The sequence below is a fragment of the Gordonia sp. C13 genome (assembly GCF_023218005.1).
Classification (GTDB): domain Bacteria; phylum Actinomycetota; class Actinomycetes; order Mycobacteriales; family Mycobacteriaceae; genus Gordonia; species Gordonia namibiensis.
Genome location: NZ_JALPSY010000025.1, coordinates 34,270 through 58,763 on the forward strand (window position 1 = coordinate 34,270; position 24,494 = coordinate 58,763).

21 protein-coding genes are annotated in these 24,494 nt (G+C 68.7%); all 21 read left to right on the plus strand.

The features are described 5' to 3' along the window. Positions 1 to 5: 5 nt before the first annotated feature. The 21 genes from hisD to M1L58_RS17880 all read left to right on the plus strand — a co-directional run bounded on the left by hisD (position 6) and on the right by M1L58_RS17880 (position 24,435). Positions 6 to 1,349: a histidinol dehydrogenase gene (gene hisD / locus M1L58_RS17780; RefSeq protein ID WP_248659897.1), complete on the plus strand. Its 1,344-nt coding sequence runs from the start codon at positions 6 to 8 to the stop codon at positions 1,347 to 1,349. Next, positions 1,346 to 2,509, plus strand: coding sequence for a histidinol-phosphate transaminase (locus M1L58_RS17785; RefSeq protein WP_248659898.1), 1,164 nt, complete (start codon positions 1,346 to 1,348; stop codon positions 2,507 to 2,509). Before hisD ends, M1L58_RS17785 begins: the two co-directional genes overlap by 4 nt. After that, complete coding sequence (hisB, locus tag M1L58_RS17790; protein WP_005196188.1) at positions 2,506 to 3,129, plus strand: imidazoleglycerol-phosphate dehydratase HisB; 624 nt, start codon at positions 2,506 to 2,508, stop codon at positions 3,127 to 3,129. Before M1L58_RS17785 ends, hisB begins: the two co-directional genes overlap by 4 nt. Next, positions 3,126 to 3,767 (plus strand): imidazole glycerol phosphate synthase subunit HisH, encoded by a 642-nt coding sequence (gene hisH / locus M1L58_RS17795; protein ID WP_006867630.1) that lies wholly within the window; start codon positions 3,126 to 3,128, stop codon positions 3,765 to 3,767. The genes hisB and hisH overlap by 4 nt, the downstream gene beginning before the upstream one ends. Continuing rightward, positions 3,764 to 4,063, plus strand: coding sequence for a hypothetical protein (locus M1L58_RS17800; protein ID WP_154883974.1), 300 nt, complete (start codon positions 3,764 to 3,766; stop codon positions 4,061 to 4,063). Before hisH ends, M1L58_RS17800 begins: the two co-directional genes overlap by 4 nt. Before the next feature lie 53 nt (positions 4,064 to 4,116). Further along, the gene (priA, locus tag M1L58_RS17805; RefSeq protein ID WP_248659899.1) at positions 4,117 to 4,860 is read left to right on the plus strand and encodes a bifunctional 1-(5-phosphoribosyl)-5-((5-phosphoribosylamino)methylideneamino)imidazole-4-carboxamide isomerase/phosphoribosylanthranilate isomerase PriA; all 744 of its coding nucleotides are present in this window, start codon (positions 4,117 to 4,119) and stop codon (positions 4,858 to 4,860) included. Beyond that, positions 4,860 to 5,681 (plus strand): inositol monophosphatase family protein, encoded by an 822-nt coding sequence (locus M1L58_RS17810; RefSeq protein WP_248659900.1) that lies wholly within the window; start codon positions 4,860 to 4,862, stop codon positions 5,679 to 5,681. The genes priA and M1L58_RS17810 overlap by 1 nt, the downstream gene beginning before the upstream one ends. A 71-nt stretch (positions 5,682 to 5,752) precedes the next feature. Then, positions 5,753 to 6,526 (plus strand): imidazole glycerol phosphate synthase subunit HisF, encoded by a 774-nt coding sequence (gene hisF, locus M1L58_RS17815; RefSeq protein ID WP_248659901.1) that lies wholly within the window; start codon positions 5,753 to 5,755, stop codon positions 6,524 to 6,526. Positions 6,527 to 6,545: 19 nt separating this feature from the next. After that, the gene (gene hisI, locus M1L58_RS17820; RefSeq protein ID WP_006867635.1) at positions 6,546 to 6,944 is read left to right on the plus strand and encodes a phosphoribosyl-AMP cyclohydrolase; all 399 of its coding nucleotides are present in this window, start codon (positions 6,546 to 6,548) and stop codon (positions 6,942 to 6,944) included. A 39-nt stretch (positions 6,945 to 6,983) separates the two neighbouring features. Further along, positions 6,984 to 7,163, plus strand: a complete 180-nt coding sequence (locus M1L58_RS17825) for a tautomerase family protein (RefSeq protein WP_005196179.1) — start codon at positions 6,984 to 6,986, stop codon at positions 7,161 to 7,163. Beyond that, positions 7,160 to 8,752: an anthranilate synthase component I gene (locus M1L58_RS17830; RefSeq protein ID WP_248659902.1), complete on the plus strand. Its 1,593-nt coding sequence runs from the start codon at positions 7,160 to 7,162 to the stop codon at positions 8,750 to 8,752. The genes M1L58_RS17825 and M1L58_RS17830 overlap by 4 nt, the downstream gene beginning before the upstream one ends. Next, entirely contained in the window at positions 8,749 to 9,510 is a 762-nt protein-coding gene (locus tag M1L58_RS17835; RefSeq protein ID WP_374112747.1) for a Trp biosynthesis-associated membrane protein, read from the plus strand. Before M1L58_RS17830 ends, M1L58_RS17835 begins: the two co-directional genes overlap by 4 nt. A 181-nt stretch (positions 9,511 to 9,691) precedes the next feature. Continuing rightward, entirely contained in the window at positions 9,692 to 10,510 is an 819-nt protein-coding gene (gene trpC, locus M1L58_RS17840; protein WP_006867638.1) for an indole-3-glycerol phosphate synthase TrpC, read from the plus strand. A 61-nt stretch (positions 10,511 to 10,571) separates the two neighbouring features. Then, entirely contained in the window at positions 10,572 to 11,903 is a 1,332-nt protein-coding gene (trpB, locus tag M1L58_RS17845; protein ID WP_248659903.1) for a tryptophan synthase subunit beta, read from the plus strand. Further along, positions 11,900 to 12,709 (plus strand): tryptophan synthase subunit alpha, encoded by an 810-nt coding sequence (gene trpA / locus M1L58_RS17850; protein ID WP_248659904.1) that lies wholly within the window; start codon positions 11,900 to 11,902, stop codon positions 12,707 to 12,709. The genes trpB and trpA overlap by 4 nt, the downstream gene beginning before the upstream one ends. 139 nt (positions 12,710 to 12,848) lie before the next feature. Continuing rightward, entirely contained in the window at positions 12,849 to 14,768 is a 1,920-nt protein-coding gene (lgt, locus tag M1L58_RS17855; protein WP_248659905.1) for a prolipoprotein diacylglyceryl transferase, read from the plus strand. Positions 14,769 to 15,373: 605 nt separating this feature from the next. Then, a complete protein-coding gene (gene gltB / locus M1L58_RS17860) occupies positions 15,374 to 19,945 on the plus strand; it encodes a glutamate synthase large subunit (RefSeq protein ID WP_248659906.1) in 4,572 nt (1,523 codons plus the stop codon). Beyond that, positions 19,938 to 21,443, plus strand: coding sequence for a glutamate synthase subunit beta (locus M1L58_RS17865; RefSeq protein WP_248659907.1), 1,506 nt, complete (start codon positions 19,938 to 19,940; stop codon positions 21,441 to 21,443). Before gltB ends, M1L58_RS17865 begins: the two co-directional genes overlap by 8 nt. Before the next feature lie 177 nt (positions 21,444 to 21,620). Continuing rightward, complete coding sequence (gene pyk, locus M1L58_RS17870) at positions 21,621 to 23,045, plus strand: pyruvate kinase (protein ID WP_040536658.1); 1,425 nt, start codon at positions 21,621 to 21,623, stop codon at positions 23,043 to 23,045. 36 nt (positions 23,046 to 23,081) lie between these two features. Continuing rightward, positions 23,082 to 23,960, plus strand: coding sequence for an acyl-CoA thioesterase (locus tag M1L58_RS17875; protein WP_005196163.1), 879 nt, complete (start codon positions 23,082 to 23,084; stop codon positions 23,958 to 23,960). A gap of 10 nt (positions 23,961 to 23,970) precedes the next feature. Then, the gene (locus M1L58_RS17880; protein WP_006867645.1) at positions 23,971 to 24,435 is read left to right on the plus strand and encodes a hypothetical protein; all 465 of its coding nucleotides are present in this window, start codon (positions 23,971 to 23,973) and stop codon (positions 24,433 to 24,435) included. Positions 24,436 to 24,494 lie beyond the last annotated feature (59 nt).

The window sequence follows — 24,494 nt, forward strand, 5'->3', positions numbered from 1 at the left end:
AGATCATGCTCGCCCGAACTGACCTGCGCGGTAGCACGCCGACGCTCGCCGAATTGCGTCGTGCGCTGCCCCGTGGGGGTACCGACGTCAATGCCGTACTCGACACGGTGACGCCGGTGGTGCATGCGGTGGCCGAGACCGGCACGCCCGCGGCGCTGGAGTTCGGGGAGAAGTTCGACGGGGTGAAGCCGACGTCGGTGCGGGTCCCGGCACAGGTCATCGCCGACGCGCTGGCCGGTCTGGACGAGCAGGTCGCCGACGCGCTGCGTGAGTCCATCGCCCGTGCCCGCCGGGTCCACGCCGACCAGCGCCGCGAGACCACCCGCACGCAGGTCGTCGACGGCGGCGTCGTCAGCGAGAAGTGGATTCCGGTCCGCCGCGTGGGCCTCTACGTCCCCGGCGGCAACGCGGTCTACCCCTCGTCGGTGATCATGAACGTCGTCCCGGCCCAGGAGGCCGGCGTCGGCTCACTGGTCGTCGCGTCGCCTCCTCAGAAGGACTTCGGCGGCTGGCCGCACCCGACCATCCTCGCCGCCTGCGCGCTCCTCGGCGTCGACGAGGTGTGGGCAGTCGGCGGCGCCCAGGGCGTCGCGCTCCTCGCCTACGGCGGCACCGATACGGATGCGGCCGACGAGCCGGGCGCCGTCCTCGATCCCGTCGACCTCATCACCGGTCCGGGCAACATCTACGTCACCGCCGCCAAGCGGTTGTGCCGCAGCGTGGTCGGCATCGACTCGGAGGCCGGACCCACCGAGATCGCGATCCTCGCCGACGACTCGGCCGACGCGGGCATCATCGCCTCCGACCTCATCAGCCAGGCCGAACACGACGTCCTGGCCGCCTCGGTGCTGGTCACCGACAGCGTCGAACTCGCCGACGCCGTCGACGCCGCTCTCGAGCAGCAGGTCGCCGCGACCAAGCACCGCGAGCGGGTCACCACGGCGCTGTCGGGGGAGCAGTCGGGCATCGTCCTCGTCGACGACGTCGAAGCCGGTCTCGCCGTCGTCGACGCCTATGCCGCCGAACATCTGGAGATCCAGACGCGCGACGCCGCCGCGGTCGCCGACCGCGTGCACAACGCCGGTGCGATCTTCGTCGGCCCGTACGCGCCGGTCAGTCTCGGCGACTACTGCGCGGGCTCGAATCACGTTCTGCCGACCTCTGGTTCGGCGCGCTTCGCGTCGGGCCTGTCGGTGCAGACCTTCCTCAAGGGCGTCCACGTCATCGACTACGACGAGGCCGCGTTGCGTGAGGTCGCCGACAAGGTCGTCACCCTCGCCGACGCCGAGGACCTGCCCGGTCACGGCGACGCGGTGAAGCAGCGTTTCGCCGGAAGCGTGCGCCCGTGACCGCATCGGACGCAACGGTGAGGGGTGGGACGGGGAGTCCGGTCCCCGGATCGCAGATCAGCGTCGACGACCTGCCGCTGCGGGAGAACCTGCGCGGCAAATCCGCCTATGGCGCACCGCAACTCAAGGTGCCGGTCATCCTCAACACCAACGAGAACCCGCACCCGCCGTCGCAGGCGCTGATCGACGACGTCGCCGAGTCGGCGCGCCAGGCCGCCGCGGAACTGCACCGCTACCCGGACCGGGACGCGGTCGCGTTGCGCACCGACCTCGCCGACTACCTGACCCGGGCCACCGGCGTGCAGCTCGGCGTCGAGAACCTTTGGGCGGCAAACGGTTCCAACGAGATCCTGCAGCAGCTGTTGCAGGCGTTCGGTGGTCCCGGGCGGTCTGCGCTCGGTTTCGTGCCGTCGTACTCGATGCACCCGATCATCTCCGACGGCACCGACACCACCTGGCTGGTCGCGGCCCGGTCGCCCGACTTCGGGCTCGACGTCGACTACGCCGTCGCCGAGGTGACCAACCGCGAACCCGATGTGGTCTTCGTGACCTCGCCCAACAACCCGACCGGTGGCTCGCTCCCGCTCGCCGACCTCCGACGCATCGTCGAGGCCGCTCCCGGCATCGTGATCGTCGACGAGGCCTACGCCGAGTTCTCCGCAGCGCCGAGCGCGACCGAGCTGATCGACGAGTTCCCGACCAAGGTCGTCGTCAGCCGCACCATGTCCAAGGCCTTCGCCTTCGCCGGCGGCCGCCTCGGCTACCTGGCCGCCGCCCCCGCCGTCGTCGACGCCATCCAGCTCGTCCGTCTGCCGTACCACCTGTCGGTGCTCACGCAGGCCGCCGCACGCGCCGCACTGCGGCACAGCGACGACACCCTCGCCGGGGTCGCCGCGATCATCGCCGAGCGCGAACGCGTGGTGACGGCGCTCACCGGCTTCGGCTACCGCGTTGTCGACTCGGACTCGAACTTCGTCCTGTTCGGCGGCTTCCGGGATGCTCCGGAGTCGTGGCAGCGTTACCTCGATGCCGGTGTCCTCATCCGGGACGTCGGGATCACCGGCCACCTGCGGGTGACCATCGGACTCCCACACGAGAACGACGCATTCCTCGACGTCAGCCGCACGCTCGCCACAACAGATCTGGAGAACTCTCAGTGAGCATCCCCGCGCCTCGCATCGCGAAGGTCGAACGGACCACCAAGGAATCCTCGATCTCGGTCGAACTGAACCTCGACGGGACCGGGATCACCGACATCTCCACGGGCATCGCGTTCTACGACCACATGCTGACGGCGTTCGGTCAGCACGGCAGCTTCGACCTCACCGTCAAGGCCGAGGGCGACATCGAGGTCGAGGGGCACCACACCATCGAGGACACCGCCATCGTCCTCGGTCAGGCGCTCGGTCAGGCCCTCGGCGACAAGCGGGGCATCCGCCGCTTCGGCGACGCCTGGATCCCCATGGACGAGACCCTCGCGCAGGCCGTCGTCGACGTCTCCGGTCGCCCGTACTGCGTGCACACCGGCGAACCGGAACACCTGCTCACCGCGGTGATCGGCGGGTACCCGGGGGTGCCGTACTCGACGATCATCAACCGGCACGTGTTCGAGTCGATCGCGCTCAACGCCCGCATCGCCCTGCACGTGCGGGTGCTCTACGGCCGCGACCAGCACCACATCACCGAAGCCGAGTTCAAGGCCGTGGCGCGCGCACTGCGCACGGCCACCGAATACGACGCCCGCGTCAGCGGCGTCCCGTCGACGAAGGGAGCCCTGTGAGCGCAACCGACGTCACGATCCTCGACTACGGTTCGGGCAACCTGCGCTCGGCGCAGCGGGCGCTCGAACGCACCGGCGCACAGGTGACGGTGACCTCCGACTTCCACACCGCGCTGGAGGCGACCGGCCTGGTCGTCCCCGGTGTGGGTGCGTTCGCCGCGTGCATGGAAGGCCTGCGTGCGGTGAAGGGCGACCGGATCATCGGTCGCCGTCTCGCCGGCGGACGTCCGGTCCTGGGCATCTGCGTCGGCATGCAGATCCTCTTCGAACGCGGCGTCGAGTTCGGGGTCGAGGCCGACGGTTGCGGTGAGTGGCCCGGCAGCGTCACCCAACTGCCCGCGCCGGTCCTGCCGCACATGGGCTGGAACACCGTGGACGCCCCGGAGGGATCGGTGCTGTTCGACGGCCTCGACGCCGACACCCGCTTCTACTTCGTGCACTCCTACGCCGCCCAGGACTGGGAGATGGACAACGTCGGTTCGCCGCTCACGGCGCCGAAGCTGACCTGGGCCGAGCACGGCGGACGCTTCCTGGCCGCGGTCGAGAACGGACCGCTCTCGGCCACTCAGTTCCACCCGGAGAAATCCGGCGACGCCGGTGCCCAACTCCTGGAGAACTGGGTGAAGGGTCTCTCATGACCGACGGCACACCGGTCGGCGACGCAGACGGGAACTCCTCCGACACCCCGTCTGCGGGCGGCGGTTTCTCGATCGCCAAGCTCGCGTTCTACGCTCTCGGCGCCGGTGTGCTGGTCCTGGCGGTGTGCATACCGCTGATCCTCCTGCTGGCGAACTGGTCACCGGTCGCCGGCCTGATCGCCGCGCTGGCCGCAGTGGTCGCGATGATCGCGGCCATCGGTACCGTGGCAAACCGCATGGTCAACCGCGCGCGGGCGGACCTGATCGCCGCCCGTGACGGACACCCGCCCGCCTGACCCCGCCCGACACACAACAGCCCGACCCGAGAACAGACAGGAACACTCCACCCATGGGTAGCACCCTCGAACTCCTTCCCGCCGTCGACGTCGCCGACGGGCAGGCGGTCCGCCTCGTCCAGGGCGCGGCCGGCACCGAGACCTCCTACGGCTCGCCGCGCGATGCGGCGTTGGCGTGGCAGAACGACGGTGCGGAGTGGATCCATCTCGTCGACCTCGACGCGGCCTTCGGTCGCGGCGACAACCGTGAGCTCCTCGCCGGTGTCGTCGGCGAACTCGACGTGAAGGTCGAGCTGTCGGGCGGTATCCGCGACGACGACTCGCTCGCCGCCGCACTCGCGACCGGTTGCACCCGCGTCAACCTGGGCACCGCCGCCCTCGAGAACCCGGAATGGTGCGCCCGCGCGATCGCCGAGCACGGTGACCGGATCGCCGTCGGCCTCGACGTCATCCGCGACGGCGACTCCTACCGGCTGCGCGGCCGCGGCTGGGTCACCGACGGCGGAGACCTGTGGGAGGTCCTCGAGCGCCTCAACCGCGACGGCTGCTCGCGCTACGTCGTGACCGACGTGTCCAAGGACGGCACCCTCAAGGGTCCGAACCTCGAACTGCTCGCCGAGGTCGCCGCGGCCACCGACGCCCCGATCGTCGCCTCCGGGGGTGTCTCGGCCATCGACGACCTCGTCGCCATCGCCGGTCTCGTCGACCAGGGTGTCGAGGGCGCGATCGTCGGCAAGGCCCTCTACGCCGGCCGCTTCACCCTGCCCGAGGCACTCACGGCCGTCACCGCGGTCTGATGAGCGCAACCGAGAGCTCGCTCGACCTCCCGCGGTTGCTCGACACCGCGGGATCGGTGCTCGACGCCGCCGTCGAGACCTTTGTCGAGGGTCTGGGCGCGCCGAGCGCGGTGCACAAGGGCGGTACGGACTTCGCCACCCAGGTGGACCTCGACCTCGAGCGGCGGATCTCGGCCGAGCTCGAGGACCGGACGCAGATCCCGGTCCACGGTGAGGAATTCGGCGGCGCCGATCCGGTCGACGGCCCGGTGTGGGTGCTCGACCCGGTCGACGGCACCTTCAACTACTCGGCGGGCATGCCGCTGACCGGCATCCTGCTCGGCCTCGTCGTCGACGGCGAGGCGACACTCGGCCTGACGTGGCTGCCGCTGCTGGACCGGAAGTACGCCGCCCACGCCGACGGTCCGCTGATGATCAACGGTGAGGTCGCCGATCCGCTGCCGGACCTGCCGCTGGAGGAGGCCGCGATCGCCTTCGGTCCGTTCAACGCGGCCGGGCGCGGGCGCTATGCGGGGGATCGTCGCGCAGAACTGTTGCGCGCGTTGAGTTCCCGCGTCGCCCGCATCCGGATGACGGGGAGCACGGGCGTCGACATGGCGTTCACCGCCTCGGGCGTATTCGGCGGGGCCGTCGCGTTCGGCCGGCATCCGTGGGACAACGCGGCGGGTGCCGCGCTGGTCCGGGCGGCCGGCGGGGTCGCCACCGACATCGCGGGCGAGCGCTGGACGGTCGCCTCCCCGTCCCTGGTCGCGGGTACTCCGACCGTGCACGCGGGTCTGATGGCAGTGATCGAGGAAACGGTCGGGGAGTGGGCGAAATGAGCACCCCGGCAACCGATGAGACAGGCGCGAGAGCATCCCATGAAGTACGAGCACGCGAAGGAGACACGACGATGACGCTGGCGACCCGGGTCATCCCGTGCCTCGACGTCGACGACGGCCGCGTCGTGAAGGGCGTCAACTTCGAGAACCTCCGCGACGCCGGGGATCCCGTCGAGCTGGCCGAGCGCTATGACCGCGAGGGCGCCGACGAACTGACCTTCCTCGATGTCACCGCGTCGAGCTCGGGACGCTCCACGATGATCGACGTCGTCAAGCGGACCGCCGACCAGGTGTTCATCCCGCTCACCGTCGGCGGCGGCATCCGCACCGCCGAGGATGTCGACATGATGCTGCGCGCGGGCGCGGACAAGGTCAGCGTCAACACCGCCGCGATCGCCCGCCCCGAGGTCCTCGGAGAGATGAGCCGACGATTCGGCTCGCAGTGCATCGTCCTGTCGGTCGACGCGCGGACCGTGCCGGAGGGCTCGGAGCCGACGCCGTCCGGCTGGGAGGTCACCACCCACGGCGGGCGCAAGGGCACCGGCATCGACGCCGTCGAATGGGCCCGACGCGGCCAGGATCTCGGAGTGGGCGAGATCCTGCTGAACTCGATGGACGCCGACGGCACCAAGCGGGGCTTCGACCTGCGCATGCTCAAAGCGGTGCGCGCGGCCGTGCAGGTCCCGGTCATCGCCAGTGGTGGTGCGGGCAAGGTCGAGGACTTCGCGCCCGCGGTCCAGGCCGGTGCCGACGCGGTGCTCGCCGCCTCGGTCTTCCACTTCGGCGAACTCACCATCCACGAGGTGAAGGCGGCCATGGCCGAGGCCGGGATCACCGTCCGATGACACAGGCAGGAGAACGCTGATGGCACTCGATCCGGAGCTCGCCGCACGTCTCAAGCGCAACGCCGACGGGCTGTTCAGCGCGGTCGCGCAGGAACGCTCCACCGGCGACGTCCTCATGGTCGCGTGGATGGACGACGCCGCTCTCGAGCGGACCCTCGCCACGCGCAAGGCGACCTACTACTCGCGCTCGCGGCAGGAGTACTGGGTCAAGGGCGAGACGAGCGGCCACACCCAGTACGTGCACGACGCACGCCTCGACTGCGACGGCGACACCGTGTTGCTCGTCGTCGACCAGGTCGGCGCGGCCTGCCACACCGGGAACCACTCGTGCTTCGACACCGAGTCGCTGGCCTTCGGCGTCGACGCGCCTCCGGCGCCAAGCGGCGTAGAAGCCCGTCCGGTCGACTCCGCACAGTAGATTTCCATCGTGATCACACCCGAAAGGCGGTGACGCTGCATGCCCCTCATCCAGATCTCGCAGACCCCCGGACTCTCCGACCGCGTCAAGCGCGAGACCATCGCGGCGGTGACCGAGGCGTACGCCAAGGCGACCGGAAAGAACCCGGATTCGGTCTGGGTGACGATCACCGAGGTGCCGCGCACCCAGTGGGGCGTCGGCGGCGAGCCTCTCGGATGAGCGGCGTGAACGCGACGGCCGGGGCGCACACGACGTCCCTCGCGGAATTCCTCGACCTCGCCCGTGACCATCGCGTGGTGCCGGTGACCCGCAAGGTGCTCGCCGATTCGGAGACGCCGCTGTCGGCGTACCGCAAGCTCGCCGGCGAGCGACCCGGGACCTTCCTGCTGGAGTCGGCGGAGAACGGCCGGTCCTGGTCGCGCTGGTCCTTCATCGGGGCCGGGGCACCGTCAGCGCTGACCGTCGTCGACGGCCAGGCGCACTGGTGGGGTTCGGTGCCGGTGGGCGCTCCCGAGGGTGGCGACGCCCTCGAGGTGCTGGCCGAGTCGCTGCGCGTGCTCAAGACCGATCCGCTGCCGGGCATGCCGCCGCTGACCGGCGGCTTCGTCGGGTTCATGGCCTACGACATGGTCCGCCGCCTCGAACGACTTCCCGAGACCACCGTCGACGACCTCGGCCTGCCGGACCTGATGATGGTCCTGGCCACCGATCTCGCTGCCGTCGACCACCACGAGGGCACGATCACGCTGATCGCCAATGCGGTCAACTGGGACGGTTCCGACGAGCGCGTCGAGGAGGCCTACGCCGACGCCGTGGCCCGACTGGACCGGATGACCGAAGCGCTGGCCGCACCCGCGTCGTCGACCGTCTCGACCTTCGACCGGCCCAAGCCGGACTTCACCGCGCAGCGCACGCTCGAGGAGTACAGCGAGATCGTCACGAGTCTCGTCGGCGAGATCGAGGCGGGTGAGGCCTTCCAGGTCGTGCCGTCGATGCGGTTCGAGATGGACTCCGACGCCGATCCGCTCGACGTCTACCGTGTGCTCCGCGCCTCCAATCCCAGCCCGTACATGTATCTGCTGCGGATGCCGGGAACCGAGGCCAACAGCGACACCGCGGCCCCCGACGCGATCGCCCGCAAGCCGTTTACGATCGTCGGCAGCAGCCCGGAGGCCCTGGTCACGGTCTCCGACCGCATCGCCACCACGCACCCCATCGCCGGGACGCGTTGGCGCGGCGCGACCGAGGAAGAGGACCAGCTGCTCGGCAAGGGCCTGCTCGAGGACGAGAAGGAGAACGCCGAACACCTCATGCTCGTCGATCTCGGCCGCAACGATCTCGGGCGGGTGTGCGTCCCCGGCACGGTGAAGGTCAGCGACTACCGCCACATCGAGCGGTACAGCCACGTCATGCACCTGGTGTCGACGGTGTCGGGCACCCTGCGCGAGGACAAGCATGCGCTCGACGCGGTGACCGCCTGTTTCCCGGCCGGCACGCTCACCGGCGCGCCCAAGGTGCGCGCGATGGAGCTCATCGACGAACACGAGAAGACTCGGCGCGGCCTCTACGGCGGCATCGTCGGCTACCTCGACTTCGCCGGCAACGCCGACACCGCGATCGCCATCCGCACCGCACTCCTCGCGCGTGGCCAGGCCTACGTGCAGGCCGGTGGCGGAGTGGTCGCCGACAGCGAACCCGAATACGAGTACAACGAGGCGCGCAACAAGGCGACCGCGGTGCTCAACGCCGTCGCCGCCGCGTCGACGATGAACAGGGTCGGGGAGACCCCGTCAGGAGACAGCGCGTGACATCCGCGGAGCACGAGGCACCCCAGACCACGCCGAAGTCCTCACGACGGCCGCAGATGATCGCGGCGATCCTGATGCTGGCCACCGCGGCCGCGTTCTGGGGTGCGAGCCGGTTGACCTGGGCGACCGTCTCGGCCGAAGACGGCCTGTCACCGCAGCGCGCCTTCGACGTCAAGGGTGCGGACTGGAGTCCGTGGCTCACGCCGCTCGCCCTGGTCTACCTCGCCGGCATCGCCGCGGTGCTGTCGGTGCGGGGCTGGGGTCTGCGCCTCGTCGCGTTGCTCGTGGCGGCCGGGGGTGTGCTCGCCGCTTTCCCGGCGATCTCCCTGATCGCCGGCGGCACCGATTCCGAGTACGCCGCCGACGCCGGAGACATCCCGGACCGGTACGTCGTGCTCTACACCGACACCCAGTGGCTGCCCGCCGCGCTGGTCCTCCTCGGCACGGTGTGCGCCGTCGTCGCCGCGGTTGTGCTGCTCCGGGTCGCCAAAGGTGCGACCATGTCATCCAAGTACAAGACCCCCGCAGCCCGGCGCGAGGAGCTCGAGACCGAGATCTTCGCCGACTACGAGCGGCGGAAGAAGGCAGCCGCGGCCGACGCCACGAAAGCCGGGGACACCCCGGTTGCCGGCGGCGCCGCGACCGGCGGAAAGGACGGGCGGTCCGCTGACGACCCGGACGCCAACGAGCGCATGATGTGGGACGCGCTCGACACGGGGATCGACCCCACCGATCCGTCCGATCCGGACGACCGCTGACCCTCCGGGCGAGCAGTGACCCGGTCCGACGTCTCGCTGAGACGCGCACGACAGGCTGAGATATGCGCAACAGTCCAGGACCGCTCCCGTTTCGGGGAGAATCGGCCAACCCGGCGACAGGTCGCCGCGACTGTCGGTCTACCCTGAGACCACACGACGAGCGGAAGGGAGCGGAGTCGCTGTGAGCATGCCCAACGTTCTCGAGTCGATCATCGAGGGAGTCAAAGCCGACGTCGCCGCACGTGAAGCGGTGACCGATTTCGCTGCCGTCAAGGCCGCCTCGGCGAAGGCTCCCGCTCCCCGGGACGCCATGGCCGCACTCCGTCAGCCCGGCATCGGTGTGATCGCCGAGGTGAAGCGCGCCAGCCCGTCGAAGGGTGAGCTGGCCACGATCGGCGACCCCGCCGACCTGGCCAAGGCCTACGAAGACGGCGGTGCCCGCATCATCAGCGTGCTGACCGAGGAGCGTCGCTTCCACGGCTCGCTCGCCGACCTCGACGCCGTTCGCGCAGCGGTCGACATCCCGGTCCTGCGCAAGGACTTCATCGTCGGTCCGTACCAGATCCACGAGGCCCGCGCCCACGGCGCCGACGTCATCCTGCTGATCGTCGCGGCCCTCGAACAGAATGTCCTCGCCTCGCTGCTCGACCGCACCGAGAGCCTCGGCATGACCGCCCTCGTGGAGGTCCACACCGAGGAGGAGGCCGACCGTGCCCTCGAGGCCGGCGCCTCGGTCGTCGGCGTGAACGCCCGCAATCTCAAGACCCTCCAGGTCGAGCGGGACACCTTCTCGCGGATCGCCCCCGGCCTGCCGACCGAGATCATCCGCATCGCGGAGTCGGGCGTGCGCGGCACCGCCGACCTGCTGGCCTATGCCGGCGCGGGCGCCGACGCCGTCCTGGTGGGTGAGGGACTCGTGACAAGTGGTGACCCCCGCGCCGCCGTGCGTGAGCTGGTCACCGCGGGTACCCACCCGTCGTGCCCGAAACCAGTTCGCTGACATACGTCTTCGGGCCGGGTTCGGTCCATGTCGTCGTCGGCCCGATCGACTGTGAGATGTAGTGACCGCCCAACCTGATTCGGCCCATCCCGACACTTCCGCGACCGTGCTCCCGCCGGCCAGCACCGGCCTGACGACACGTACGTCGATCGAACCCGACGAGGGCGGGCACTTCGGCGTCTACGGCGGACGCCACGTTCCGGAAGCGCTGATGGCGGTCATCGACGAGGTCACCACGACCTTCTACAAGATCCGCAGCGATGACGACTTCCTGAACGAACTCGACCGTCTGCAGCGCGATTACGCCGGCCGGCCATCGCCGCTGTACGAGGCGAAGCGTCTCGCCGAGCACGCCGGGGGAGCACGGATCTTCCTCAAGCGCGAGGACCTGAACCACACCGGCTCCCACAAGATCAACAACGTCCTCGGGCAGGCGCTCCTGGCCCAGCGGATGGGCAAGAACCGCATCATCGCCGAGACCGGCGCCGGCCAGCACGGCGTGGCCACCGCCACCGCATGTGCGCTCCTGGGCCTCGAGTGCGTGATCTACATGGGTCGCGTCGACACCGATCGCCAGGCGCTCAACGTCGCCCGGATGCGTCTGCTCGGCGCCGAGGTCATCGCCGTCGACAACGGTTCGGCCACGCTGAAGGACGCCATCAACGAGGCCATGCGTGACTGGGTCACCAACGCGCACAACACCTATTACTGCTTCGGCACCGCCGCCGGCCCGCACCCGTTCCCGGTGATGGTCCGCGACCTCCAGCGCGTCGTCGGTCTCGAGGCCCGTGCCCAGATCCTCGACAAGGCCGGACGCCTGCCCGACGCGGTGACCGCCTGCGTCGGCGGCGGTTCCAATGCCATCGGCATCTTCCACCCGTTCATCGATGACAAAGACGTTCGTCTCGTCGGTTTCGAGGCGGCCGGTGACGGCGTCGAAACCGGCCGTCACGCAGCGACTTTCACCGGGGGAACGCCGGGTGCGTTCCAGGGTGCCTACTCGTACCTGCTGCAGGACGAGGACGGGCAGACCACCGAATCCCATTCGATCTCCGCGGGTCTCGACTACCCGGGCGTCGGACCCGAGCACGCCTACCTCAAGGACACCGGCCGGGCCGAGTACCGACCGATCACCGACACCGAGGCGATGGACGCGCTCGCGCTGCTGAGCCGTCGCGAGGGGATCATCCCCGCCATCGAGTCCGCGCACGCGGTCGCCGGTGCACTCAAGCTCGGCAAGGAACTCGGCGAGGGTGCGATCATCGTCGTCAGCCTCTCCGGACGCGGCGACAAGGACGTCGACACCGCTGCGCGCTGGTTCGGTCTCTTCGACCCGCCGCCGTCGCAGGACGAGGCAAAGGCCACCGACGGACAGCCGGGAGAGCAGGCATGAGCGCAGACACGATATCGTCGAAGACCGGACCGGTCTTCGCAAAGTGCCGCGAAGAGAACCGCAGCGCCCTCATCGGATATCTCCCCGTGGGTTATCCGACGCTCGACGACTCACTGACCTCGTTCCGGACGATGGTCGACGCCGGTTGCGACATCATCGAGGTGGGCGTGCCCTACTCCGATCCGGTGATGGACGGCCCGACGATCCAGGAGGCCGCCGACCTCGCCCTCACCAACGGCGTGCGGGTGCGCGACGTGTTCACGGCGGTCGAGGCGATCAGCTCGGCCGACGGCACCGCGGTCGTCATGAGCTACTGGAACCCGGTGCTGCAGTACGGCGTCGAGAACTTCGCGCGGGACCTCGCCAACGCGGGCGGTGCCGGCCTCATCACCCCGAACCTGATCCCCGAGGAGGGGGCCCAGTGGCACGCGGCCTCCGATGAGTACGAGCTCGACCGCATCTACCTCGTCGCACCGTCGTCGACCACCGAGCGCATTGCGCTGACCGTCGACGCGTCCCGTGGATTCGTTTATGCCGCATCCACGATGGGTGTCACCGGTGCGCGTGACGCGGTGTCGGACATGGCTCCCGAACTGTGTGCCCGCGTCCGTGAGTACTCCGACATCCCCATCGGCGTCGGACTCGGTGTCCGTAACCGTGAGCAGGCCGTCCAGATCGCGTCCTATTCTGACGGCGTCATCGTCGGCTCGGCTCTGGTGACCGCCGCCAAGGCCGGTCAGGACCGCCTGGCCGCGCTCGTCGGCGAACTCGCGGAGGGTGTGCGTTCGCGCCACGCTGCTGTCTGAGATCGCTCCACCAGTTGCAGGGGCCACCCGGCCGCTGGTCGAGTAGTGCCGAGGGCTGCCCGAGGTCCGTATCGAGGCCGGGCGCGCCCCGACAACCAGACCTCACGGGAGTGGGTGCCGTGTCGGTTAGGGTTGCACCGTGAACGCGCCGACCACGACGATGCTCGCCTACATCCCCAGCCCACCTCAGGGTGTGTGGGAAATCGGACCGTTCCCGCTGCGCGCGTACGCGCTGTGCATCATCGCGGGGATCATCGTCGCCATCTGGTGGGGCAACCGCCGGTGGGTGGCACGCGGGGGACAGGAAGGCGAGGTCCTCGACGTCGCGATCTGGGCCGTCCCGTTCGGTCTTCTCGGCGGGCGTCTGTACCACCTGATCACCGACTGGAAGACCTACTTCGGCGCCGACGCCCCCAAGGAGCCGCTCGACGCGCTGCGGATCTGGGACGGTGGTCTCGGAATCTGGGGTGCGGTCGCGCTCGGCGCGGTCGGTGCCTGGATCGGCGCCCGACGCCGCGGCATCCGGCTTCCGGCCTTCGGTGATGCGATCGCTCCGCCGATCCTGTTGGCCCAGGCCATCGGTCGGCTCGGCAACTACTTCAACCAGGAGCTGTACGGCCGGGAGACCACCCTGCCGTGGGGCCTGGAGATCTACGAGCGGGTCAACAAGGCCGGGTACGCCAACGCGGGTCTGATCGACGGCAGATCGAACGGTGTCGTGGTCGCCGTCGTCCAGCCGACGTTCCTCTACGAACTGCTGTGGAACGTCCTGATCGTGATCCTCCTCGTCGTCATCGACCGCAGGTTCCGCATCGGCCACGGCCGACTGTTCGCGTTGTACATCGCCGGCTACTGCCTTGGCCGGTTCTTCATCGAGATGCTGCGCGATGACCGTGCCGCCGTCGCCAACTACATCGCCGGCATCCGCCCGAACCTCTTCACCGCAGCTCTGGTGTTCGTGTGCGCGATCGTCTACTTCGTGGTCGCACCCAAGGGCCGCGAACAGGGCCTGGAGATGTACCACCCCGAACGCGCCGCCGAACTCGAGGAACAGGGCGTCGCCGGGTACGTGGATGACTGGTACGACGAGGATTTCGACGACCTCGACGCTGTCGAAGACGAGCAGCCGTCGTCGGAGGTGGACACCCTGGACGCTCTCGACGCCGAGGCCGACAAGATCGAGACCACTCGTGGCTCCGCCGCACCCGCGGTCGCGCCGAAGGTGCCGGACGACGAGCCCACGGCCGAAGCCGCCGAGGAACCGAGCCCGGAGGATGAGTCGCCGGAGGCCGGCGAGGCTGCCGAGCCGGTGGTTCCGGTGGTCGACGATGCCGCGGTCGACGATGTCACAGTCGAGGAGACCGACACCGCGGAACCCGAGGTCGGGGAAGGCGAAGTGGTCCCGGACGCAGCTGATGCCGAGGTGGCGGAGCCCGACGGAGCTGAGCCCGACGAAGCTGAGCCCGCCGAGGTTGCTGACGCCGAGGTCGGGGAAGCCGAGGCAGAGGACGACGCGCCCGCCGATGCGGAAGCAACGGCCACCGAGGCCGCGGGCGGAGCGTCGGTTGAAGCAGCGGCGGACGAGGCGGGCAGCGTCGTCGACTCCGAGGACGAAGTGACCAGCGCTGTCGAGACCGGGGACGACGTGACCGGCGTCGTCGAATCTGAGGACGAGGCAGCCGACGTCGTCGAGTCGGAGGACCCGGCAACCGGCGCCGCCGCGACAGAGGACCCGGCAACCGGTGTCGTCGCGACAGAGGACGAGGCAAGCACTGTCATCGAACCCGAGGACACGGCAAGCAGTGTTATCGAACCCGAGGACACAGCAACCGGCGCCGCGGATTCCGAGGACTCCACGCCAGGCGTGGCTGCTACCGACCCGGAACCGTCTGACGCTGCAACCGGTGACGTAGAAGCCGGTGACGTACACGGCGGCGATGCAGAATCAACAGTTGCGGATCCGGCCGTCACAAATGCCCCCGACGCGGGCGGGACCGGTGCGACGAGCAGTCTCCGCCGCCGGCTCGGCTCCCGGTTCGGTCGTCGGCGTCGTTCCTGATCTTTCGAGCGCTGGGAGAAACCGAGCCCGAAAACCGCCCCTGAAATCCGCCCCTGATCTGCGCCCTCCAGGGGGCGACCGTCGACGATACGTCGTTGGTGTGTCTGTGGAGGGTTGTTTTCGGGGGCGGTTTTCAGTGGCGCGGTCGTGCTGCAGCTGTCTGACCTCTGGGTGCCGATCCTTGAGCCCGAAATCCACCCCTGAAATCTGCCCCTGATCTGCGCCCTCCAGGGGGCGACCGTCGACGATATGTCGCCGGCGCAGCTGTACAGGGCGCATTCCAGGGGCGGTTTTCAGCCGCGCCCAGGAGACAGCCCGCGCCGAACTACCGCCGACGCCTGGTTACCCGGGCCGCTCCCGGTCGCGGATATCACAGCCGTCGAGCACCCGCACCCGCCATGGTGTTCGGATACGATCGAATTTCACGACGCGCGATCTCCGACCGCCCGGTACCGACCGCCTCGACCCTCGGGGTCGCGACGGTTTCGACTCAGCCCGGTACCGATCTCGGCACGGTCACTCGCTCGCCGCGCAATACTCCTCGGGCCAGTGCTGTCCCAGTGGACACTCAGCAGCGATCCGTTCCGGATCGAGTGGAGGTAGTGATGCTCTTTTCTGCGCTCCCGGCCAAGCAGGGCCTGTACGACCCGGAGGCCGAGGTCGACTCGTGTGGCGTCGCGATGGTGACCGACATCCACGGTCGCAGATCGCATTCGATCGTCGCAGACGGCCTGCTGGCGCTGGAGAACCTCGAGCACCGCGGGGCTGCCGGTGCCGAGACCAACAGCGGTGACGGCGCAGGCATCCTGATCCAGCTGCCCGACGAATTGCTGCGTGCCACCGTCGACTTCGAGCTCCCAGAGCCGACCGCCGACGGTTCCCACACCTACGCCGCCGGTACCTGCTTCCTGCCGATGGACGAGGAACTGCGCAGGCAGGCGATCGCGCGGGTGGAAGCCCTCGCCGCCGACGAGGGCATCACGATCCTCGGCTGGCGCGACGTCCCGGTCGACCACGAGCACGCCGACATCGGTGGCACCGCCGTCGCCTGTATGCCTTACATGATGCAGCTGTTCGTCACCGTCGACCCCGAGCCCGGTGCCGAGCGCATCGGCGGCGTCACCCTCGACCGCTTCATCTACCCGTTCCGCAAGCAGGCCGAGCGCGTCACCCCGGAGATCGAAGAGGCGGGCACCGGCGTCTACTTCCCGTCGCTGTCGAGCCGCACCATGGTCTACAAGGGCATGCTCACCACGATGCAGCTGCCGCTGTACTACGCGGATCTGCGCGACGACCGGTGCCAGAGCGCCATCGCGATCGTCCACTCGCGCTTCTCGACCAACACCTTCCCGTCGTGGCCGCTAGCGCATCCGTTCCGATTCGTCGCCCACAACGGTGAGATCAACACGGTGCGCGGCAACCGCAACCGCATGCGCGCCCGCGAGGCACTGCTCGAGACCGACCTCATCCCCGGCGACCTCAAGCGCGCCTTCCCGATCTGCACGCCCGAGGCGTCGGATTCGGCGTCGCTCGACGAGGTGCTCGAGTTGCTGCATCTCGGCGGTCGGAGCGTGCCGCACGCGGTGATGATGATGGTCCCCGAGGCGTGGGAGAACGTCCCCGACATGGACCCGAAGCGCCGCGCCTTCCTGCAGTTCAACGCGTCGCTGATGGAAGCGTGGGACGGCCCGGCGTGCGTCACCTTCACCGACGGCACCGTCGTCGGCGCGGTCCTCGACCGCAACGGCCTGCGTCCCGGCCGCTGGTGGCAGACCCGCGACGGCCGCATCATCCTCGCTTCCGAGGCGGGTGTCCTCGACGTCCCGGTCGACGACGTCATCAGCAAGGGCCGGCTCGAACCGGGCCGCATGTTCCTCGTCGACACCGCCCAGGGCCGGATCATCCCCGACGAGGAGATCAAGGGTGAGCTGATGAACGCCGAGGCGTACGACGAGTGGCTGCACGCGGGCCTCCTCGACATCGCCACGCTGCCCGAACGCCCGGTCTTCCAGCCCAACCACGACACCGTGGTCCGACGCCAGCTCTCGTTCGGGTACACCGAAGAGGATCTGCGGGTGTTGCTGACGCCGATGGCGGCGTCGGGATACGAGCCGCTCGGCTCGATGGGTACCGATACCCCGATCGCCGTGCTGTCGCGGCGTTCCCGGTTGCTCTACGACTACTTCGTGGAGTTGTTCGCCCAGGTCACCAACCCGCCGCTGGACGCGATCCGCGAGGAGATCGTGACCTCGATGGGGCGTGTGATGGGTCCGGAGCAGAACCTGCTCGACCCCACTGCCGCATCGTGCCGCCAGATCATGCTGCATTGGCCGGTCCTCGACAACGCCGACCTCGCCAAGCTGGTCCACATCAACGACGACGGTGATCACCCCGGCCTGTCGGCCAAGGTGTTGCGCGCGTTGTATGAGGTGAACGAAGGGGGAGAAGGACTTCGGCTCGCCCTCGAGGACCTGCGCCGGCGGGCGAGCCAGGCGATCGCCGAGGGCCACACCACCCTCGTCATCTCCGATCGTCTGACCGACAAGGATCACGCACCGATCCCGTCGTTGCTCGCCATCTCCGCCGTCCACCATCACCTGGTGCGCACCAAGGAGCGCACCCGGGTCGCGCTGGTCGTCGAATCCGGCGACGCCCGCGAGGTCCACCACATCGCCACGCTCATCGGTTTCGGTGCGGCCGCGGTCAATCCGTATCTGGCACTGGAGACGATCGAGGACCTCATCGCGGAGGGTGAGCTGATCGGCGTCACCCCGTCGAAGGCCATCCGCAACTACCTCGAGGCGCTCGGCAAGGGAGTGCTGAAGGTGATGAGCAAGATGGGGATCTCGACCATCGGCTCGTATACCGCCGCACAGGCTTTCGAGGCCGTCGGCCTCTCGTCGGAGGTCGTGCGCGAATATTTCACCCGCACGGTGTCGCGCATCGAGGGCGTCGGTCTCGACGAACTCGCCGAAGAAGTACGCATCCGGCATCATCGGGCGTTCCCGGAGAACCCGACCGAGCAGGTATACCGGCGTCTCGACTCGGGCGGCGAGTACCAGTACCGCCGGGAAGGCGAGCTGCACCTGTTCACCCCGGAGACCGTGTTCCTGCTGCAGCACGCCACCAAGACCGGGCGGGCCGAGATCTTCCAGAAGTACTCCGACGAGGTCGATCGGCTGTCGCGCAAGGGCGGCACGCTCCGCGGCCTGTTCGAGTTCGATCTCGATGCGCGCGAACCGGTCCCGATCGAGGAGGTGGAACCGGTCGAGGAGATCATGAAGCGCTTCAACACCGGTGCCATGAGTTACGGCTCGATCTCCGCCGAGGCGCACGAGACGATCGCGATGGCGATGAACAAGATCGGCGGCCGGTCGAACTCGGGGGAGGGCGGCGAGGACGTCGACCGCCTCTACGACCCGGAACGACGCAGCGCGGTCAAGCAGGTCGCTTCCGGTCGGTTCGGTGTCACCAGCGACTACCTGATCAACGCCACCGACATCCAGATCAAGATGGCGCAGGGTGCGAAACCCGGTGAGGGCGGCCAGCTTCCGGCGTACAAGGTGTACCCGTGGATCGCCAAGACCCGGCACTCGACGCCCGGTGTCGCGCTGATCTCGCCGCCGCCGCACCACGACATCTACTCGATCGAGGACCTCGCGCAGCTGATCCACGATCTGAAGAACGCCAACTCGCAGGCCCGCATCCACGTGAAGCTGGTCAGTGCGGTCGGCGTGGGCACGGTCGCGACCGGCGTCTCCAAGGCCCATGCCGACGTCGTGCTCATCTCCGGGCACGACGGCGGCACCGGCGCCTCGCCGTTGACCTCGCTGAAGCATGCTGGTACGCCGTGGGAGATCGGCCTCGCCGACGCCCAGCAGACGCTCATGCTCAACGGTCTGCGCGACCGAATCACCGTGCAGTGCGACGGTGCGCTGCGCACCGGCCGCGACGTCATCATGGCCGCACTGCTCGGCGCCGAGGAGTACGGCTTCTCGACCGCGCCGCTCATCGTGGCGGGTTGCGTCATGATGCGCGTGTGTCACCTCGACACCTGCCCGGTCGGTGTGGCCACCCAGAACCCGCAGCTGCGTTCGCGTTTCACCGGCCAGGTGGACCATCTGGTGAACTTCTTCCGGTTCATCGCCGAGGATGTCCGGAAGTATCTGGCGCAGCTGGGTTACCGCACGCTCGACGAGGCGATTGGGCAGTCGCAACGCCTGCACACCGATTCCGCTGTCGCGCACTGGAAGTCGAAGGGTCTCGATCTGTCGCCGATCTTCCGGAAGGTCGAGGGCAAGGGCCCGGCCCGGCGGGTGCGGGAGCAGTATCACGCCCTGGACCGCGCGCTCGACCAGACGCTCATCCAGCTCGCCGAAGGGGCCCTCGAGGACGCCCACCCGGTGACGCTCGAACTGCCGGTGCGCAACGTCAACCGGACCGTCGGCACGCTGCTCGGCGCCGAGGTCACCCGTCGCTACGGCGCCGAGGGCCTGGCCGAGGACACGATCGTGGTGAAACTCGAGGGTTCGGCGGGGCAGTCGCTCGGCGCGTTCCTGCCGCCGGGCGTGACGATCAAGCTCAGCGGCGACACGAACGACTATGTCGGCAAGGGGCTGTGCGGCGGCAAGATCGTCGTCGCCCCGCATCCCGACTCGTGGTTCGTCGCCGAGGACCAGGTCATCGCCGGCAACACCATCCTCTACGGCGCGACATCGGGCGAGGTGTTCCTGCGCGGCCGCGTCGGCGAGCGATTCTCGGTTCGCAATTCGGGCGCGACCGCGGTCGTCGAGGGCGTGGGCGACCATGCCTGCGAGTACATGACCGGCGGGCGTGTGGTGGTCCTCGGGCCCACCGGACGCAACCTCGCGGCCGGGATGTCAGGTGGCATCGCCTTTGTGCACGACCTCGACCCCGACAAGGTCAACATGGCGATGGTCAAACTCATGCGCCCCGACCCCGACGACCTGGCCTGGCTCAAGGCGACCATCACCAAGCACACCGAACTGACCGGTTCGGCGATCGGTGCGTCGATCCTCGCGGACTGGCCCCGGCGCTGCCTGGCGTTCACGAAGGTCATGCCGACCGACTACAAGCGTGTCCTGGACGCGGCCCGGATGGCCGAGGCCGAGGGACGCGACGTCGATTCAGCGATCATGGAGGCGGCACGTGGCTGATCCACGCGGGTTCCTGGAGGTCCCGAAGAAAGAAGCGAAGTACCGTCCGGTCGCCGAGCGCGTCCAGGACTGGGACGACGTCTACGTGCACGCCGACGACCCGACGAAGGTGCTCGCGGAGGTCAGCACCCAGGCGCGCCGGTGTATGGACTGCGGTATCCCGTTCTGTCACTCCGGAACCGCGGGTTGTCCGCTGGGCAACCTGATCCCGGAATGGAACGACCTGGTCCGCCGCGGCCGGTGGGATGCGGCGAGCAGCCGCCTGCACGCGACCAACAACTTCCCCGAGTTCACCGGAATGGTGTGCCCGGCGCCGTGTGAGGCCGCCTGTGTCCTGTCGATCTCCGAGCGCGCGACCGGTGGCAGCGTCACCATCAAGCGCATCGAGAAGACGATCGCCTACGAGTCATGGGCCGAAGGCGTCATCGGCCCCGAGCCGCCGGAGTCCAAGACCGGCAAGTCGGTGGGCGTGGTCGGTTCTGGCCCTGCGGGACTCGCTGCGGCGCAACAGCTCACGCGTGCGGGCCACGACGTGACCGTCTACGAGCGGGACGACCGGCTCGGCGGGTTGCTGCGTTACGGCATCCCGGAGTACAAGCTGCAGAAGTCCGACATCGACCGACGCATCGCGCAGATGCGTGCCGAGGGAACGGAATTCGTCACCAACTGCGACGTCGGAACCGAGTTGTCGGTGGAGGACCTCAAGGCCCGACACGATGCCGTCGTCCTGGCCATCGGCGCGATGGAGGCCCGCGACAACCCGGTGCCCGGCCGTGAGCTCAACGGCGTTCACCTGGCGATGGAACACCTCGTACCCGCCAACCGCGAATGCGAGGGTGACGGCCCGTCGCCGATCACCGCGGCCGGAAAGCACGTCGTGATCATCGGCGGCGGCGACACCGGCGCGGACTGCCTGGGCACCGCCCATCGGCAGGGTGCTGCGTCGGTGGTGCAGCTCGACTACAACCCGGAACTGCCCGGTGAACGCGACGACGAACGGTCCCCGTGGCCGACCTGGCCGCTCGTCATGCGGACCTCGAGCGCCCATGCCGAGGGCGGCGAGCGCATGCATCAGGTCGCGGTGCAGCGTTTCGTCGGAGACGACGAGGGCAACGTCACCACGATGGTGCTCGCCGAGGTCGAGGTACAGCGCGACGCCGACGGCCGACGCGAGATCAAACCCATCGGCGAGGAGTTCGAAATTCCGTGTGAGCTGGCGCTTTTCGCGATCGGCTTCGCCGGTGTGGAACGGGGCGAGCTGTTGTCGGGTTTGGAGATCGAACCCAACAAGCGAGGGGCCATCTCGTGCGGAAGTGATTGGCAGACCGACGCTCCCGGCGTTTTCGTGTGTGGTGACGCCCACCGTGGTGCGTCGCTGGTGGTGTGGGCGATCGCCGAGGGCAGATCGGCGGCCCGGGCCGTCGACGAGTTCCTCGTCGGTGAATCCGACCTGCCGTCACCGGTTCGTCCGGCAGCACTACCGCTGTCGGTGCGCTGACCGGCGCCGTCGGGATCGCCGGCCGGCGAGGACGGGGAACACGCGCGGGCTGCCCGTGTGACGCGAAATCCGTACTGGAAAGTAGCGGGCTGTCACCAGCGACAACACCACATGACCCCGGGGTGACGACTCCGGCGGCGCGTGGAGATGCGTTCCCGACGGGACTAAGGTGAGGTTGTGACTCGGCGAACCAAGATTGTCTGCACCATGGGTCCGGCCACTTCCAGCGACGAAAAACTCAAAGAACTCGTCGCCAGCGGTATGGATGTGGCCCGGATGAACTTCAGCCACGGCAAGCATGAGGACCATGCTGCCGTCTACGCGCGTGTCCGCAAGGCCTCCGATGCTGCGGAGAAGGCCGTCGGCATCCTCGCCGACCTGCAGGGTCCCAAGATCCGGCTGGGCCGTTTCGACGGCTGCGACGGCGCCACCGTCTGGGAGACCGGCGAGGAGGTGCGGATCACCGTCGACGATGTCGAGGGCACCCACGACCGCGTCTCCACCACGTACAAGAACCTGTCCGAGGACGCGAGCCCCGGCGATCGACTCCTCGTCGACGACGGCAAGGTCGGGCTGACGGTCGCCTCGATCGACGGCAACGACGTGGTCTGCACCGTCACCGAGGGCGGTCCGGTCAGCAACAACAAGGGTCTGTCGCTGCCGGGTATGAGCGTCTCGGTGCCGGCGCTGTCCGAGAAGGACATCGCCGACCTCGAATTCGCACTCGGTCTGGGCGTCGACCTCGTCGCACTGTCGTTCGTGCGCAGCCCGTCCGACATCGAACTCGTCCACGAGGTCATGGACCGCGTGGGTCGCCGGGTGCCGGTCATCGCGAAGCTGGAGAAGCCGGAGGCCATCGAGAACCTCGAGGCCATCGTCCTGGCGTTCGACGCGATCATGGTCGCCCGCGGCGATCTGGGTGTCGAGCTGCCGCTGGAGGAGGTGCCGCTGGTGCAGAAGCGGGCCATCCAGATGGCCCGCGAGAACGCCAAGCCGGTGATCGTCGCGACCCAGATGCTCGACTCGATGATCGAGAACTCGCGCCCCACCCGCGCCGAGGCCTCCGACGTCGCGAACGCGGTGCTCGACGGCGCCGACGCGGTCATGCTGTCCGGCGAGACGTCGGTGGGCAAGTTCCCGCTCGAGACCGTCCGCACGATGGACCGCATCTGCCGGGCCGTCGAGACCGGCCCGCGTGATGTCCCGCCGCTGTCGCATGTGCCCCGCACCAAGCGTGGCGTCATCTCCTACGCGGCCCGTGACATCGGTGAGCGGCTCGAGGTGAAGGCCCTCGTGGCGTTCACCCAGTCCGGAGACACCGTCCGACGCCTCGCCCGTTTGCACTCGCGCCTGCCGTTGCTGGCCTTCACCCCCACGCAGGAGGTGCGGAGCCAGCTCGCCCTGAGCTGGGGCACGGAGACCTTCATCGTCGACCACGTCGACACCACCGATCACATGATCGATCAGGTCGATCATCAACTGCTGCGCATCGGCCGCCTGTCCGAGGGCGACGTGGTGGTCATCGTGGCCGGCGCCCCGCCCGGCACCGTCGGCTCGACCAACATGATCCACGTGCACCGGATCGGCGAGCAGGACCACTGACACAGAGGTCCCCGGTCTGTCACTAGGGTGAAGGCCATGACCGTGGAACAGACCGGGGATCTCGGCAAGCTGCTGGCACTGCTCGACGTCGAACGTCGCGACGAGGACGTGTTCATCGGGCACCACCCGGAGCAGGTCACCGCTCGCACTTTCGGCGGGCAGCTCCTCGGGCAGGGTGTGGTGGCCGCTTCGCGCAGCCTCACCCGCGGCAATCCGCCGATCCACGCTCTGCACGCGCACTTCATCCGCGGTGGCGACGTCACCAAGCCGATGGAGTACCACGTCGACCGGTTCCGCGACGGCAAGTCCTTCGCCAATCGGCAGGTCACCGCCAAGCAGGACGGCGAAGAGATCTTCACGATGCTGGTGGCATTCCAGGACAACACCGCCGGGCTCGAGCACGCCGTCGAGATCCCGCAGGTGCCCTACCCGGAGGAGTTGCCTCCTCTCGGTGAGCATTTCAAGGGTTACGAGGACCGCATCGCGACCTTCGTCAACGCGCTTCACCCCGTCGACATCCGCTTCGCCAACGACCCGAGCTGGAAGGCGAAGGAGGCGGGCCGCAAGCTCACCGACAACCGGGTGTGGATGAAGGCCGACGGCGTGATGCCCGACGATCCCGTGATGCACGTCGCCGCAATGTGTTACGCCTCGGACACCACCGTGCTCGACTCGATCATCACGACGCACGGATTGTCGTGGGGGATCGACCGGCTGTTCGCGGCGACCGTCAACCACTCGATGTGGTTCCACCGCGAGTTCCGCTTCGACGACTGGCTGCTGTACGCGACGCGCTCGCCGGTGGCGACCGGCTCCCGCGGCATGGGATCGGGGCGGTTCTGGACGCGCGACGGCACGCTCGCGACCTCGGTGGTCCAAGAGGCACTGATCAAGTACTTCCCGCCGAAGAAATGATGCACCCGAAATGACCACCGGCCAGGAGATGTGGCTCGACCCGGGCCCTCCGCTGCCGCGCCGTACCTGGCAGCGCAAGACCCGGGTGCCGGTCATCGTGGGTACGACGATCGCGATGGTGCTCTTCGCCGCCGTCGCGATCGGCGCCCTGCTGCTGGGCGTGCTCCGCACCCCGACCTTCACCGCGAAGGGCGGTGTCGTCGCCGACTGTGCAACGGAGGTCGCCGCACAACCCGGCGGCGGACAGATCGCCCGCGGGGCACCGGTGTTCATCTACGACGCCGCGGGCGGCGAGGTGGCGAAGAGCGCGCTGACCGGGTTCCTCCGCAGCGACACGGGCTGCCAACTGACGTTCGAGGTGGACGGGGTGGAGTACACCGACGCCGGCTACCTCGTCCGCGTCGGAGAGCGCTTCTCCCAGCCGGTCTCGACCAGCGCTCTCCAGGAGGGCGCGGTCCTTCGACCCCTCGGCTGAGTTCCATCGGATTTCCGACGATCTCGCGCCGCGACATGGGTGGCGGTTGTCCGGACAGG

Coding starts and splice junctions, on each gene's coding strand:
- trpA (WP_248659904.1), top strand. CDS start 11,900: ATGAGCGCAGACACGATATCGTCGAAGACCGGACCGGTCTTCGCAAAG.
- M1L58_RS17880 (WP_006867645.1), top strand. CDS start 23,971: ATGACCACCGGCCAGGAGATGTGGCTCGACCCGGGCCCTCCGCTGCCG.
- hisD (WP_248659897.1), top strand. CDS start 6: ATGCTCGCCCGAACTGACCTGCGCGGTAGCACGCCGACGCTCGCCGAA.
- M1L58_RS17810 (WP_248659900.1), top strand. CDS start 4,860: ATGAGCGCAACCGAGAGCTCGCTCGACCTCCCGCGGTTGCTCGACACC.
- hisF (WP_248659901.1), top strand. CDS start 5,753: ATGACGCTGGCGACCCGGGTCATCCCGTGCCTCGACGTCGACGACGGC.
- priA (WP_248659899.1), top strand. CDS start 4,117: ATGGGTAGCACCCTCGAACTCCTTCCCGCCGTCGACGTCGCCGACGGG.
- M1L58_RS17825 (WP_005196179.1), top strand. CDS start 6,984: ATGCCCCTCATCCAGATCTCGCAGACCCCCGGACTCTCCGACCGCGTC.
- M1L58_RS17830 (WP_248659902.1), top strand. CDS start 7,160: ATGAGCGGCGTGAACGCGACGGCCGGGGCGCACACGACGTCCCTCGCG.
- M1L58_RS17875 (WP_005196163.1), top strand. CDS start 23,082: ATGACCGTGGAACAGACCGGGGATCTCGGCAAGCTGCTGGCACTGCTC.
- gltB (WP_248659906.1), top strand. CDS start 15,374: ATGCTCTTTTCTGCGCTCCCGGCCAAGCAGGGCCTGTACGACCCGGAG.
- M1L58_RS17800 (WP_154883974.1), top strand. CDS start 3,764: ATGACCGACGGCACACCGGTCGGCGACGCAGACGGGAACTCCTCCGAC.
- hisI (WP_006867635.1), top strand. CDS start 6,546: ATGGCACTCGATCCGGAGCTCGCCGCACGTCTCAAGCGCAACGCCGAC.